At 60.8% G+C, this 12527-nt stretch carries 15 protein-coding genes; 6 read left to right on the plus strand and 9 right to left on the minus strand.

Annotated elements, in window-relative coordinates:
- Nucleotides 1-5: 5 nt before the first annotated feature.
- From TU74_RS03925 to TU74_RS03935, 3 genes are all read right to left on the minus strand, one after another.
- Nucleotides 6-1421 carry an SrfA family protein gene (locus tag TU74_RS03925; RefSeq protein WP_047296474.1) on the minus strand — a complete coding sequence of 472 codons (1416 nt, stop codon included), beginning with the start codon at nt 1419-1421 and terminating at the stop codon, nt 6-8.
- A 226-nt stretch (nt 1422-1647) separates the two neighbouring features.
- On the minus strand, nt 1648-3141 hold the full coding sequence (locus TU74_RS03930; protein ID WP_048375191.1) for a YifB family Mg chelatase-like AAA ATPase: 1494 nt from the start codon (nt 3139-3141) through the stop codon (nt 1648-1650).
- A gap of 182 nt (nt 3142-3323) precedes the next feature.
- Nucleotides 3324-3584 carry an accessory factor UbiK family protein gene (locus tag TU74_RS03935; RefSeq protein WP_048375193.1) on the minus strand — a complete coding sequence of 87 codons (261 nt, stop codon included), beginning with the start codon at nt 3582-3584 and terminating at the stop codon, nt 3324-3326.
- A gap of 417 nt (nt 3585-4001) precedes the next feature.
- On the opposite strand from TU74_RS03935, the gene glnK reads away from it, so the two are divergent.
- From glnK to sutA, 3 genes are all read left to right on the plus strand, one after another.
- Nucleotides 4002-4340: a P-II family nitrogen regulator gene (gene glnK / locus TU74_RS03940; protein ID WP_002555808.1), complete on the plus strand. Its 339-nt coding sequence runs from the start codon at nt 4002-4004 to the stop codon at nt 4338-4340.
- A gap of 34 nt (nt 4341-4374) precedes the next feature.
- Nucleotides 4375-5712: an ammonium transporter gene (locus TU74_RS03945; protein ID WP_047296471.1), complete on the plus strand. Its 1338-nt coding sequence runs from the start codon at nt 4375-4377 to the stop codon at nt 5710-5712.
- 469 nt (nt 5713-6181) lie between these two features.
- Nucleotides 6182-6508, plus strand: a complete 327-nt coding sequence (gene sutA / locus TU74_RS03950; protein WP_047278851.1) for a transcriptional regulator SutA — start codon at nt 6182-6184, stop codon at nt 6506-6508.
- A 132-nt stretch (nt 6509-6640) separates the two neighbouring features.
- Here sutA and TU74_RS03955 read toward each other — a convergent pair whose 3' ends face one another.
- The 6 genes from TU74_RS03955 to lptM are packed head-to-tail and all read right to left on the minus strand — an operon-like array spanning nt 6641 to nt 11197.
- On the minus strand, nt 6641-7330 hold the full coding sequence (locus tag TU74_RS03955; protein ID WP_048375195.1) for an HAD family hydrolase: 690 nt from the start codon (nt 7328-7330) through the stop codon (nt 6641-6643).
- Entirely contained in the window at nt 7327-8223 is an 897-nt protein-coding gene (gene xerC / locus TU74_RS03960; protein WP_048375197.1) for a tyrosine recombinase XerC, read from the minus strand. Before xerC ends, TU74_RS03955 begins: the two co-directional genes overlap by 4 nt.
- A gap of 2 nt (nt 8224-8225) precedes the next feature.
- A complete protein-coding gene (locus TU74_RS03965) occupies nt 8226-8942 on the minus strand; it encodes a DUF484 family protein (RefSeq protein ID WP_048375199.1) in 717 nt (238 codons plus the stop codon).
- Between the two features lie 13 nt (nt 8943-8955).
- A complete protein-coding gene (gene dapF / locus TU74_RS03970) occupies nt 8956-9786 on the minus strand; it encodes a diaminopimelate epimerase (RefSeq protein WP_047281571.1) in 831 nt (276 codons plus the stop codon).
- A gap of 4 nt (nt 9787-9790) precedes the next feature.
- Nucleotides 9791-11038, minus strand: coding sequence for a diaminopimelate decarboxylase (gene lysA, locus TU74_RS03975; RefSeq protein WP_047278862.1), 1248 nt, complete (start codon nt 11036-11038; stop codon nt 9791-9793).
- Between the two features lie 12 nt (nt 11039-11050).
- Nucleotides 11051-11197 carry an LPS translocon maturation chaperone LptM gene (lptM, locus tag TU74_RS23300; protein WP_047296461.1) on the minus strand — a complete coding sequence of 49 codons (147 nt, stop codon included), beginning with the start codon at nt 11195-11197 and terminating at the stop codon, nt 11051-11053.
- Nucleotides 11198-11400: 203 nt separating this feature from the next.
- Between lptM and cyaY the strand changes: the two genes are divergently transcribed.
- The 3 genes from cyaY (at nt 11401) to rnk (ending at nt 12524) form a co-directional block, all read left to right on the plus strand.
- Nucleotides 11401-11733, plus strand: coding sequence for an iron donor protein CyaY (cyaY, locus tag TU74_RS03985; protein ID WP_047296458.1), 333 nt, complete (start codon nt 11401-11403; stop codon nt 11731-11733).
- A 2-nt stretch (nt 11734-11735) separates the two neighbouring features.
- Complete coding sequence (locus TU74_RS03990; RefSeq protein WP_047278869.1) at nt 11736-11945, plus strand: DUF1289 domain-containing protein; 210 nt, start codon at nt 11736-11738, stop codon at nt 11943-11945.
- Nucleotides 11946-12104: 159 nt separating this feature from the next.
- On the plus strand, nt 12105-12524 hold the full coding sequence (rnk, locus tag TU74_RS03995; protein ID WP_047296456.1) for a nucleoside diphosphate kinase regulator: 420 nt from the start codon (nt 12105-12107) through the stop codon (nt 12522-12524).
- Nucleotides 12525-12527: the final 3 nt, after the last annotated feature.

Raw genomic sequence — 12527 nt, forward strand, 5'->3', positions numbered from 1 at the left:
GGTCATTATTCGCCCGTCTGGCGCATGGAGATGGGGAATTTCTTGTCTTCGTAAACGCCGGTGCAATCGGCAATGCTGCGGGCACCCTGGCGGCAATCAATCTGCGGCATCTCGTAACTGCTGCCGTCGCTGCACGCCGCCTGACCCTGGCTATTGATCGCCAGACTGCCGCCCTGCATCGCAGCCGATACCGGGCCGGTGCAGTTGATGCCGTTGGCCTTGCGCACAATCACGTCGCCTTTGCCGTCCTTGAACTGGTATTCAAGGCGCAGTGGCTTGCCGGTGTTTTTGTCTTGAATGCCCGCACCTGCGCGGTAGTGGCCATTGAGGAAGTCCGCCTGACCATCAGGGCTTTGTGCCGGGATGGTCAGCGGTTCGCCGGGTACATTCGGCGCTGGCGGTGGCGTCGACGCTTGCGGCTCATCCGGGATCTGCGGCGGGGCAGGTGGCGTTTGGTCGGCAGCCTCGGCTGGCTCGGCTGCATCCGGCGCTGACGGCTCGTCTGCAGGGGCAGGCGGCGCGGCGTCAGGCTCCGGTTGCGGCTCGGACTCGGGCTGAGGCTCAGCAGCGGGCTGTGCATCCGGCACGGTGGGCACCTGAGCATTGGGCACCGAAGCCCCCAGACCTGCGCCCGGCACGGTGGGGCCGCCATTGGGCAGCGACAGGTCAGCGTTGACGTCAGGGGCGGGCACGCTCACGTCAGGCACGTTCACATCCGGCACGGTTGGCCATATCTGCGCGGGCAAGCCCAATTGTGGCGCGCAGCCGCGCAGGCCAAACAGCAGCAGGAGCAACAACAGCAAAAGCAGCGGCAACAGCCACCACCAACGACGCCACCATGGCCGCGCCACCACCGGCAACGGTGCAGGCGCGGGGACGGGTTCGGCAATCGGCGGCACCACGGGCGCAGGCGTGACCAGCGGCGCGGCCTGCGGGCGCAAGCAGTGCAACGGGTCCATGTTGTGATCGGCCCCGGGGCGACGGAACCCCCAGAACGTCAACACGGGTTTGCCGTTGACCAGGTACACGTAATGTTCGTCCGGGAAAGGCAGCACGTGCCCCAGCAGTTTGCCGAACACGGTGCGGTCGACAGAAGGCTTGGTATCGCTGTTCGGGTCGAGGTAGGTGGCACTGAGCTGGTTGAGGAACGCCTGGAGCTTTTCCAGCTCGCCTACGGCATGGGCGCGCTCATCAGGGGTGGCGCTGCTCCAGGGGATCACATCGCCCGGCAGCTCGCTGTACCAGTCAATGTTGTCGCCCAGTTCATCGCTTTGCGGGATGGCCAAGTGCTGAGCCATTTCTGGATTTTTGCGGCGAATGGCTTCGCGTAACTGCAGTGCTGCCCGGTAAACCGGCTGTCCGGTTTCGCCAAGGGCTGTGAAATCACCGCTTTTACCACTGCGTAGAAGTGCGCCGCGCATCCGAGCTCCATCTTTTTAAATTCGCGCGGTTAAACCCGGACGTGTGCCCGAACCGCTTCCCTGATTAAGCGCGTGACAGTACTGGCTAAACGATATCGGAGTCAATTAGCCATTAACTGATGCCTGTCATTTTCAACGCTTTGGCAGGCAAGCAGGCGCGAGGTAAAGGGCCGTGACGCCCTAAAGCGTACGGCGCAGGGTGTGAAGGATTGCGCGCGGTGGCGCTTCAGCCACTGACCGGCCGATACTGCAACGCCTCGGCCAGATGCCGGCGTTCTATCGATCCGGCCCCTTCCAGATCCGCCAGCGTGCGCGCCACTTTCAACAGGCGATGCGCCGCGCGCAACGACAAGGTCATGCGCTCGCAGGCGTTTTCCAGCCAGGTGTTATCCACAGCCGTCAACTGACAATGGCGGCGTACGCCGGGCAAGTCGAGAAACGCATTGGCGCAGCCCTGGCGCTGAACTTGCCGCCCACGGGCCAACGCCACCGAGGCGGCAGCCGTTGCGGTGTTGTCGCCCGATTGCGCGAGCGGATTGAGCGAGGTGGTTTCACGGGCCACGGTCAGGTGCAGGTCGATACGGTCCAGCAGCGGACCGGACAGTTTGTTGCGGTATCGCTGGATCTGCTCCGGCGTGCAGCGGCAGCGCCCGGTGGGCTCTCCCAGAAAACCGCAGGGGCAGGGGTTCATGGCGGCCACCAGCTGGAAGCGCGCCGGGAAACGCATGCGGTCTCGCGCTCGCGCTATCACGATAAAGCCCGACTCCATTGGCTCGCGTAAAACCTCCAGCACCTTGCGGTCAAACTCAGGCAACTCGTCGAGGAACAAGACGCCGTGGTGGGCCAGCGTGATTTCACCCGGCTGCGGCCTGGAACCTCCGCCCACCAATGCCGGGCCGGACGCGGAGTGATGTGGCTGACGAAAGGGGCGTTGCGGCCAACTGCTCAGCGGCTCATGGCTGGCCACGGACTGAATGGCCGCGACCTCAAGCGCCTCCTGTTCATCGAGCGGCGGCAGTAAACCGGGCAGGCGGCTGGCCAGCAGGGTTTTACCGGTGCCGGGCGGGCCTGTGAATAAGAGGTTATGGCTGCCAGCGGCGGCGACCAGCAGAGCGCGCTTGGCCGATTGCTGGCCTTGTACATCGCTCAGGTCGGGGTACGGCTTGCTCACTTGGAGCAGGCCGCTGGCGATGTAAGGCTCCATCACCGTGCGGCCCGAAAAGTGCGCGACCACTTGCAGCAAATGCTCGACCGCAATCACCGTCAACCCGGAGGCCAGACAGGCTTCCTCGGCATTGGCCACGGGCACCACCAGCGCACGCCCCGCCGCCCGGGCAGCCAAAGCAGCGGGCAGAACGCCCTGCACCGGACGAATCGCCCCCGACAACGCCAACTCACCGAGAAATTCCACGTTTTCCAGCGCCACGGCAGGCAATTGCCCACTGGCCGCCAAGATCCCCAGCGCGATGGCCACATCAAAACGCCCGCCGTCCTTGGGCAGGTCGGCGGGCGCGAGATTGAGCGTGATGCGGCGAGCCGGGAAGTCAAAACCGGCGTTGAGGATCGCACTGCGCACCCGGTCTTTGCTTTCTTTGACGGCGGTTTCAGGCAAACCGACCAGCGTCAGCGCAGGCAAGCCATTGGCCAGGTGCGCTTCGACGGTCACTACAGGCGCCTCAACGCCCACCTTGGCACGGCTGTGAACAATCGCCAGAGACATGACTCACTCCTTGAGTTCGCAAAAAACGCATCCTGCGCGAATTGACGCTCATGGGAGGAGGTTGAATGGATACGGAATGTGAACAGGCGCTGCGTCACGTGCTGGCAACCCTACCGGCGGACACCCACGGGTTTCAGGGCGTCATGCAAACACGTCCGTTGCCCATAGCCGGGGCTGCGCGATTATTCGGCAGGTGGCAGCAATCGGGCTTCCATTTCGGCCACTTTGGCTTCCAGCGTTTCAAGGCGGGCACGGGTGCGCGCCAGAACCACCATCTGGCTGTCGAACTCTTCGCGACTGACCAAATCCAGCTTGCTGAAGCCGCTTTGCAGCAGGGCTTTGAACTGGCTTTCGATTTCATTGCGCGACAAGGCGGTGTCGCCATTGAACAAACGAGCAGCTTGGCCACTCAGGGCATCGAGAAAATCTTTGGGCGCGAGCATGGAATAGGTCCTTAACACTGATGGCGCCGAGTGTATCACGGGGTTTCAACCCTAACGGCGCCGGGGGCCGTTGCACATTTTATGAGCATGCCATCCCCCTCCCGCGCACTGTTTTTGTGCACAAAATCCGTGCTTCTTCCGGCTGTGTTTTCTCTACACCTGATAAGTCGCTGTAATTTCTGACTTTTCCAGACATGGCAAGGTTTCTGCTAAGGCAGTAATGACTCATGCACTGATGCAGTTGCTGTGACGAAGGCAGTGCGGCAGGCGGATCAAGGGATGTTTTCGTCACCAGCAGTTAACTGAGGTTGAACGGCCTGAAGAAGGCTGACGACGCGTTACAAAGCCAGACACTGCGCTTAGACTTGGGCCGGGTTTGTTTTCCTGGGGCAAGTCCACCAATTCGGGAGAAGTTTCATGAAGCTAGTCACCGCCATTATCAAGCCGTTCAAGTTAGACGACGTGCGCGAGTCGCTGTCCGAGATCGGCGTGCAGGGCATTACCGTTACTGAGGTCAAAGGCTTCGGCCGGCAGAAAGGCCATACCGAGCTATACCGCGGCGCTGAATACGTGGTCGATTTTCTGCCAAAGGTGAAGATTGATGTCGCCATCGACGACAAAGATCTTGACCGGGTTATCGAGGCGATAACCAAGGCTGCCAACACCGGCAAGATCGGTGACGGCAAGATTTTTGTGGTCAATCTGGAACAGGCTATCCGCATCCGTACCGGCGAAACCGATACCGACGCCATCTAAGCCGCCAAACCCCAACGCCCCAGGAGAAAACACTATGACTCTGCGTAAATTCGCAGGGCTCGGAGCCCTGTTGTCTGTCGTAATGCCCGGCCTGGCCATGGCGGCAGACGAAGTGGCCGCTCCAGTCCTCAACTCCGGCGATACCGCCTGGATGCTGACCGCAACGGCCCTGGTGCTGTTTATGACCATTCCCGGCCTGGCGCTGTTCTACGGCGGCATGGTGCGCTCCAAAAACCTTCTTTCTGTGATGATGCAGTGCTTCGCCATCACCGGCCTGATCAGCATTCTGTGGGTCATTTATGGCTACAGCATCACGTTCGACACCACCGGCATGGAGCAGGGCGTCACCAACTTCAACTCGTTCATCGGCGGGTTCGGCAAAGCGTTCCTGGCAGGCGTCACGCCCGCCAGCCTGACATCGCCCACCGCACTGTTCCCGGAAGCCGTGTTCATCACCTTCCAGATGACCTTCGCCATCATCACTCCCGCGCTGATCGTCGGCGCCTTTGCTGAGCGCATGAAGTTCTCGGCGATGCTGATCTTCATGGGCGTGTGGTTCACCCTGGTGTATGCGCCCATCGCGCACATGGTGTGGAGCGGCAACGGCGGCCTGATGTGGGACTGGGGCGTGCTCGATTTCGCGGGCGGCACCGTGGTGCATATCAACGCGGGTATCGCGGGCCTGGTGGCGTGCATTGTGCTGGGCAAGCGCAAAGGCTACCCGACCACCCCCATGGCGCCGCATAACCTCGGTTACACGCTGGTCGGTGCCGCGATGCTGTGGATCGGCTGGTTCGGCTTCAACGCAGGTTCTGCCGCAGCCGCCAATGGCACGGCCGGTATGGCGATGCTGGTGACCCAAATTGCGACCGCCGCCGCTGCGCTGGGCTGGATGTTTGCCGAGTGGGTCACCCACGGCAAGCCAAGCGCGCTGGGCATTGCCTCAGGCGTGGTGGCCGGTCTGGTGGCCATCACCCCGGCGGCTGGCACCGTAGGCCCAATGGGTTCGATCGTGATCGGCCTGGCGTCGGGCGTGATCTGCTTCCTCTGCGCCACCAGCCTCAAGCGCAAACTGGGCTATGACGATTCGCTGGACGCCTTTGGTGTACACGGGGTGGGCGGTATCGTTGGCGCCATCCTCACTGGCGTATTTGCCGCCCCGGCACTGGGCGGCTTCGGTACGGTGACCGACATCGCGGCCCAAGTCTGGATTCAGTGCAAGGGCGTAGCGTTCACTGTCATCTACACCGCGATTGTGACCTTCGTCATCCTCAAAGTACTGGATGCCGTGATGGGTCTGCGGGTGACGGAGGAAGAGGAAGCCGTAGGCCTGGATCTGGCGCAACACAACGAGCGCGGCTACAACTTGTAAGCAGCCCCTCGAAAAAAATACCCGGCCTGCCGGGTATTTTTTTGCCCGGAATGTGGCGCCATTCGCATCAAGAGAATGATTTTTCCTACACCTTTAAGCAGTTATCAGATCTACGATGAAATGTAAGACGAACACTTACATCACAACTCGACTATTAGCTGCTTTGCTTTTTTCTTCAGCACGCTAGAATGCGCGCCGAAGGGCGGAGTTAAGCGCCCGAAAACCACGAAGGCACGGATCATCTCCTCAGGCTTTCAAGGTCAGCGTACCAAGGCCCTGCGCCAGGTACCTGACACGTGTTTATTTAATGAGCGAATGCCCTCAACGGCATTCGTAAAGTCCTACCGCCTTACAAGGCGAAGAGGCGTAAGCCGCGGGTCATCCGGGGCTACTTTTTCACCAGCGGCGGTCCACGGTGGGCGTAGCTGGTCTATAACTAATCTGCTTTACGTAAGTCATGGGGTAGAACATGAGCGACGATGATCTGGAAAATGATGACCTCGAAGTAGGTGACGAAGACGAAACCGAAGAAGGTCTTGAAGCGGCCGCCGATGACGTGGCTGACGACGACGGTGGCGACGATGTGCCGGTCCCGGTGGCCAAAGGCAAATCCAAGGCAGCGGTGTCGGTCGATGACCTGCCCAGCGTAGAAGCCAAAAACAAGGAGCGTGACGCTCTGGCTCGCGCCATGGAGGAGTTTCTTTCCCGTGGCGGCAAGGTGCAGGAAGTCGAGGCCAATGTGGTGGCAGATCCACCCAAGAAGCCTGACAACAAGTACGGCAGCCGACCTATTTAAGGTCTGTTGTTTGCTTGAAAAAAAAGCCCGCCGTCGCTGCGGGCTTTTTTGCGAGTGCCGGGAATGGATCCGGGCCAGCAGCCGAGGCACGAAGCCGTAACCCGGCTCCCCCCTCAGCGGCGATAAACAGCTTCAACCAAAGTGCTTGAGCACCTGAGGCAACTCGCTCAGGCAGCCGATTTCAGCGTCAGGACGCGTGTCGCCTTGCCAGATGTTGCCACCGGGGTTAAACCAGACGGCGCGCAAGCCGGCCTGCTGGGCGCCAGCGATGTCGTCGCCCGGATGATCGCCCACATGCACGGCAGCACCGGCCTTCACGCCGCCTCGCGACAAAGCTTCGTGGAACAAACGTGCATCCGGCTTGGCGATGCCGATGTCTTCGGCGCACAACACAAACCTGAAGTGATGCCCCAAACCGATGCGCCGCACGTCAGCATTGCCATTGGTGACAACCCCCAGTGCGTAATCGCGCGCCAGTAACGCCAGCATTGGCTCGACCTGCGGGAAAACTTCCAGCGCGTGGCGGGCCTCGATGAACACCTCAAACGCCGCGTCTGCCAACGCGTGTGCATCAGCGTATTGCGCCTCCTGCAGGGCGTGGAACAGCACGTGCCGACGCAGTGCACTGATTCGGTGCTTGAGGTGCGGGTGTTCACTTAAAACCTGCTCGCGAATCGCCTGGAATGTTCCAGGTTCCAGAGCGCCCACATCCGGTGCGTTTACAGCCAGCCACTGCCGCAAGGTCTCTTCGGCCCGCATGATCACGGGGGCGGTGTGCCACAGCGTGTCGTCAAGATCGAAGGTAATCAGTTCAATCGTCATTCACTGCCCTTACTGCGTTTGGCCCGTGGGTGGGCGCTGTCGTAGACCGTCGCCAGATGCTGGAAGTCCAGATGGGTATAGATTTGCGTGGTTTTGATGTCCGAATGCCCGAGCAACTCTTGCACCGCGCGCAAATCCTGAGAGGACTCTAGCAAATGGCTGGCAAACGAATGGCGCAGCATGTGCGGGTGCAGGTTTTGCCCCAACTCGCGCTCGCCCGCAGCCTTGACGCGCAGTTGAATGGCGCGAGGCCCGAGACGGCGCCCGCGCTGGCTGACAAACACCGCGTCGTCTTCAGGGTTGGCCAGCGCCCGCAAAGGCAGCCAGACCTGCAGCGCCTCGCGGGCCTTTTGCCCGACCGGCAGCACACGCGTCTTGCTGCCTTTACCCAACACTTGCACCAGCCCGTCAGCCAGGTCCAGTTGATCCAGATTCAACCCCGTCAGCTCCGACAGGCGCAGCCCGGAGGAGTAAAACAATTCCAGAATCGCCTGATCGCGCTGCGCGAGGAAATCCTCTTCCACGGCGCCTTCCAGCAGTTGCAGGGCGCGGTCGGTGTCGAGGGTTTTGGGCAGGCGACGTTCGCCTTTGGGCGGCGCCAGACCGTTGGCCGGGTCGTGATCGCACAGGCCTTCGCGGTTGAGGTAGTGATACAACCCGCGAACGGCCGACAACAACCGCGCAATGCTGCGCGAAGACTGTCCCTGATGATGCAGGCGCGCCACCAACTGACGCAGGCGCTGAATATCCAGGGCCGCCCAGTTGGGGATGGCTTCTTTGCTGCAAAACGCCACGACCTTGCCGAGATCGCGGCGATAGGCTTCCAGCGTGTGGGGCGACACTTGGCGCTCACTGCGCAGGTGAATGCAGTAAGCGTCCAGTTGCCGTTGCATGCCTAGCGCACCGAGCGCAGGGCGTTGGTGAAACGCGGCAACACGCGACCCAGCACTTCAGCGATGTAGCTGAGGAACAGGGTGCCCACCGAGCTTTTATAATGCTGCGGATCGCGGCTGGCGACGGCCAATACGCCGTGCAGGCCCAGATGGTTGAGGGCAACGACAGCCGTCGAGCCTATTTGCTTGCGCTGCGCTTCGCCGAACAGGAAGTCCAGTTCATGCTCGCGCAGGCTGCCACTCACGGCCTTGCCTTCGGCCAGCAACCCCCCGAGGGCACGCTGGGCGTCCGCGCTATTGACCCAGCGCCCTACCGGCATCGGGTTATCACCAAACAACACAAGGCTGACGAAGGGCACCTGAAAGTCCTGTCGCAGGCTGTCTTCAACGGCGATCACCAGCTCTTCAAGGCTGGTGGCGTCCATCAGGGCCAGGTTCAAACGGCGGGTTTTCTCAAACAGGCGATCGTTGTCGCGGGCCACATCCATCAGTTGTGACAGGCGATGGCGCATCTCGATATTGCGGCCACGCAACAGCTCAAGCTGGCGCTCCACCAACGACACCGTATCGCCGCGCTGGTGAGGAATGCGTTGGGTCAACAACAGTTCTTCGCGCTGGCTGAAGAAGTCGGGGTGAGCCTGAAGATAAGCCGCCACGGCCGCAGCCTCGGGGCTTTGATCCTGGACATCGAGGTCTGCTGGCTGTGGCTGGTCGGTCATCGTGTGCGCTCGCTCATAAACGGACTTGTCCTTCGTAAACACGCATCGCCGGGCCGGTCATGATCACTGAATGACCCGGACCTTCCCACTCGATGGTCAAACGACCACCGGGCAGGTCCAGCGTCACCGGGGTGTGCATCCAGCCCTGAAGGATGGCAGCCACCGCCGCAGCGCACGCGCCTGTGCCGCAGGCCTGGGTTTCCCCGGCGCCGCGCTCCCAGACACGCAATTGCGCGCGGTGACGGTCGATGACGTGCAAAAAGCCGACATTGACCCGGGCCGGGAAGCGCGGGTGGTGTTCAATTTTCGGGCCTAACTCATGAACCGGCGCGGCATTGATGTCGTCGACGCGCAACACCGCATGCGGGTTGCCCATCGAGACCGCGGCCAACTGGACCGTCTGGCCATCGACGTCCACGTCATAGCTCAGCGCCTGCGCATCCGCCACAAACGGAATCTCGGCCGGCACCAGACGCGGCGGGCCCATATCCACGCTGATCTGGCCGTCACTGCGCACGTTCAGTTCAATGATGCCGCTTTTGGTTTCGACCTTGATCTGACGCTTGGTGGTCAGGCGCTTGTCGAGCACAAAACGGGCGAAACAGCGGGCACCGTTGCCACACTGCTCAACCTCGGAACCGTCGGCGTTGAAGATCCGGTAACGGAAATCCACTTCCGGGTTGCTGGGCGCTTCAACGATCAATAATTGATCGAAGCCGACGCCCGTGTGCCGGTCGCCCCATTGCTTGGCGTGCTTGGGCAGGATGTGCGCGTGCTGGCTGACCAGGTCGAGAACCATGAAGTCATTGCCCAGGCCGTGCATTTTGGTAAAACGCAGCAACATGGGTTCACTCCGGCAGCAGGCTTTCGCCAGCAAACAGCTCGGCAACCGTCTCGCGACGACGCACTTCGAACGCCTGATCGCCGTCCACCAGCACCTCGGCCGCACGGCCACGGGTGTTGTAGTTAGAGCTCATGACAAAACCATAGGCACCGGCCGAATGCACCGCCAGCAGATCACCTTCGGCCAGCGCCAACGGGCGGTCTTTGGCCAGGAAGTCGCCGGTTTCGCAGATCGGACCCACGATGTCGTAGGCACGGGCTTCAGTGTCGCGCGGGCGAACCGCCGTCACGTCCATCCAGGCCTGATACAGCGCAGGGCGGATCAGGTCATTCATCGCCGCATCAACGATGGCGAAGTCTTTGTGTTCGGTGTGCTTGAGGTACTCGACCTGTGTCAGCAGCACGCCCGCGTTGGCCACAATGAAACGGCCCGGCTCGAACACCAGCGCCAGATCACGGCCCTCGATGCGCTCGCGCACCGCCTTGATGTAGTCAGCCGCCAGCGGAGGTTCTTCATCGCGATAACGCACGCCCAAGCCACCGCCCAGGTCGATATGGCGCAGGTAAATCCCGCAGTCGCCCAACCGGTCGATCAACGCCAGCAGGCGGTCGAGCGCATCGATGAACGGGTCAAGGGTGGTCAGTTGCGAACCGATGTGGCAATCGACGCCGACCACTTCGAGGTTCGGCAACTGCGCAGCACGGATGTACACATCCTCTGCGTCCGCGATGGCGATACCGAATTTGTTTTCTTTGAGGCCAGTGGAGATGTACGGGTGGGTGCCCGCGTCCACATCCGGGTTGACCCGCAGCGAGATCGGCGCACGCACGCCCATCTCGGCGGCCACGACCTGCAGGCGCTCCAGCTCGTCGGTGGACTCGACGTTGAAGCAATGCACGCCCACTTCGAGTGCGCGACGCATGTCATCGCGGGTCTTGCCGACACCGGAAAACACGATCTTGTCAGCCGAGCCGCCTGCGGCCAGCACACGCTCCAGCTCGCCACGGGACACGATGTCAAAACCGGCGCCCAAACGCGCCAGGACATTGAGTACACCCAGGTTGGAGTTGGCTTTAACTGCAAAACACACCAGATGCGGCATGCCGCTCAATGCGTCGGCATACGCGTTGTATTGCGCCTCGATGTGGGCCCGGGAATACACATACGTGGGCGTACCAAAACGCTCGGCAATGGCCGTCAGCGAAACACCTTCAGCGAATAACTCGCCGTCCCGGTAGTTAAAAGCGTCCATGGTGTTCCCTTATCAGTGCTTGTGCGGTTGCGACGACTTCGCTTGGTCTTCAGGGGACTTGGTGTCATCGGGCAGGTACAGCGGACCTTTTTGACCACAGGCAGAAACAAGGCAAGCAACCGCGACGAGCGCAGCAAGGGAAGAGATCAGGCGCTTCATGGCGAAATCCTTTGAAAAGCTTTAATTGCGCCCGAGTATACCGAGCACCCACCGGCTTGCCTATGCAGCAGAGCGGTCGCGCAAAAGCACCTGTGCGGATAATCAGTCCTGTGCCGGCTGCGGGTCGGTTGGGGTTTGCAATCGGTCTGGAGCGCCCGTATCTTGCGATCTCCGAGCATGACTAGACATTACGAGGTTCCACCATGAGTTTGACTGAAGCCCGTTTCCACGATCTGGTCGATGCAACCCAGGAAAACCTGGAAGACATTTTTGACGACAGCGATCTGGACGTCGACGTAGAGAACGCCGCAGGTATTCTGACAATCAAGTTTGAGAGCGGTAAACAGCTGATTTTCAGTCGTCAGGCCCCTCTGCTACAACTTTGGCTGGCGGCGCCTAGCGGCGGTTTCCACTTCGATTACGACGAAAAACTCAGCACCTGGAAGTGCGACAAATCTGATGAACTGTTGTGCGAAATGGTTGAGCGCTTAACACTGGAACACGCCGAGACCGAGCTGGATTTTGACGAGATTTAACTGTGACTGCCCCTGCTAAACCTGCAAAACCGCTGTACAGCAACGTCAGCCCGGCGGTGCCGTCGCCTTGCATCAGCACGTGCCGGCTGGATGAACACAAAGTGTGTCTGGGCTGCTTTCGGCATGTCGAAGACATCCGCGAGTGGCGTTCGGCAGACGACCAGCGGCGCCGGGTGATTTGTGAACAGGCGCGCCTCAGGCGCGCCCCGTAATCACGGTTACAGGCTGCAACGGCATTGGCCTCTGGCTTGTGTATTTATTTTGCTGTGGTAGTGTCCGGGTTCGCCTCGCACTAACGAGGTTGGTCAAAACCCCGCCATTTTCTGGCGGGGTTTTGCTTTTTCGTGCAGAAAAAAGGAGTCTGCCAGGTCATGACCACTTCACCCCAACCCTCCATCATCCTCACCCGCCTGGACGTCCAGCGTCTGGAGCAATTGATTGAGTCCCTCGACGATTCGTTGCCAGGCGTCGTCGCGCTACAAGAAGAACTTGATCGTGCCGAAACGGTTGTAGGCCATACCGAAGTGCCTGCAGGCGTTGTCACCATGAATTCGCGTGTGCACTGCCGCGAACAGGGCAGCGGCAAGGATTACCACCTGACACTGGTTTACCCCAAAGACGCGAACGCAGACGAAGGCAAGATTTCGATTCTTGCACCCGTCGGCAGTGCCTTGCTGGGTCTTCAGGTCGGCCAACATATCAACTGGCCAGCACCGGGCGGCAAAACCCTCAAGCTGGAACTGCTGGAAGTTGAATACCAGCCTGAAGCCGCTGGCAATTACGACCTTTAAGCC

It is taken from the genome of Pseudomonas lundensis, from assembly GCF_001042985.1.
Taxonomy (GTDB): domain Bacteria; phylum Pseudomonadota; class Gammaproteobacteria; order Pseudomonadales; family Pseudomonadaceae; genus Aquipseudomonas; species Aquipseudomonas lundensis.

Excerpts from the sequence above, each read along its gene's own strand:
- rnk (WP_047296456.1), top strand. The coding sequence starts at position 12,105 with ATGACCACTTCACCCCAACCCTCCATCATCCTCACCCGCCTGGACGTC.
- glnK (WP_002555808.1), top strand. The coding sequence starts at position 4,002 with ATGAAGCTAGTCACCGCCATTATCAAGCCGTTCAAGTTAGACGACGTG.
- TU74_RS03945 (WP_047296471.1), top strand. The coding sequence starts at position 4,375 with ATGACTCTGCGTAAATTCGCAGGGCTCGGAGCCCTGTTGTCTGTCGTA.
- TU74_RS03955 (WP_048375195.1), bottom strand. The coding sequence starts at position 7,330 with ATGACGATTGAACTGATTACCTTCGATCTTGACGACACGCTGTGGCAC.
- TU74_RS03965 (WP_048375199.1), bottom strand. The coding sequence starts at position 8,942 with ATGACCGACCAGCCACAGCCAGCAGACCTCGATGTCCAGGATCAAAGC.
- sutA (WP_047278851.1), top strand. The coding sequence starts at position 6,182 with ATGAGCGACGATGATCTGGAAAATGATGACCTCGAAGTAGGTGACGAA.
- cyaY (WP_047296458.1), top strand. The coding sequence starts at position 11,401 with ATGAGTTTGACTGAAGCCCGTTTCCACGATCTGGTCGATGCAACCCAG.
- dapF (WP_047281571.1), bottom strand. The coding sequence starts at position 9,786 with ATGTTGCTGCGTTTTACCAAAATGCACGGCCTGGGCAATGACTTCATG.
- lptM (WP_047296461.1), bottom strand. The coding sequence starts at position 11,197 with ATGAAGCGCCTGATCTCTTCCCTTGCTGCGCTCGTCGCGGTTGCTTGC.
- TU74_RS03935 (WP_048375193.1), bottom strand. The coding sequence starts at position 3,584 with ATGCTCGCGCCCAAAGATTTTCTCGATGCCCTGAGTGGCCAAGCTGCT.
- TU74_RS03930 (WP_048375191.1), bottom strand. The coding sequence starts at position 3,141 with ATGTCTCTGGCGATTGTTCACAGCCGTGCCAAGGTGGGCGTTGAGGCG.
- lysA (WP_047278862.1), bottom strand. The coding sequence starts at position 11,038 with ATGGACGCTTTTAACTACCGGGACGGCGAGTTATTCGCTGAAGGTGTT.
- TU74_RS03925 (WP_047296474.1), bottom strand. The coding sequence starts at position 1,421 with ATGCGCGGCGCACTTCTACGCAGTGGTAAAAGCGGTGATTTCACAGCC.
- xerC (WP_048375197.1), bottom strand. The coding sequence starts at position 8,223 with ATGCAACGGCAACTGGACGCTTACTGCATTCACCTGCGCAGTGAGCGC.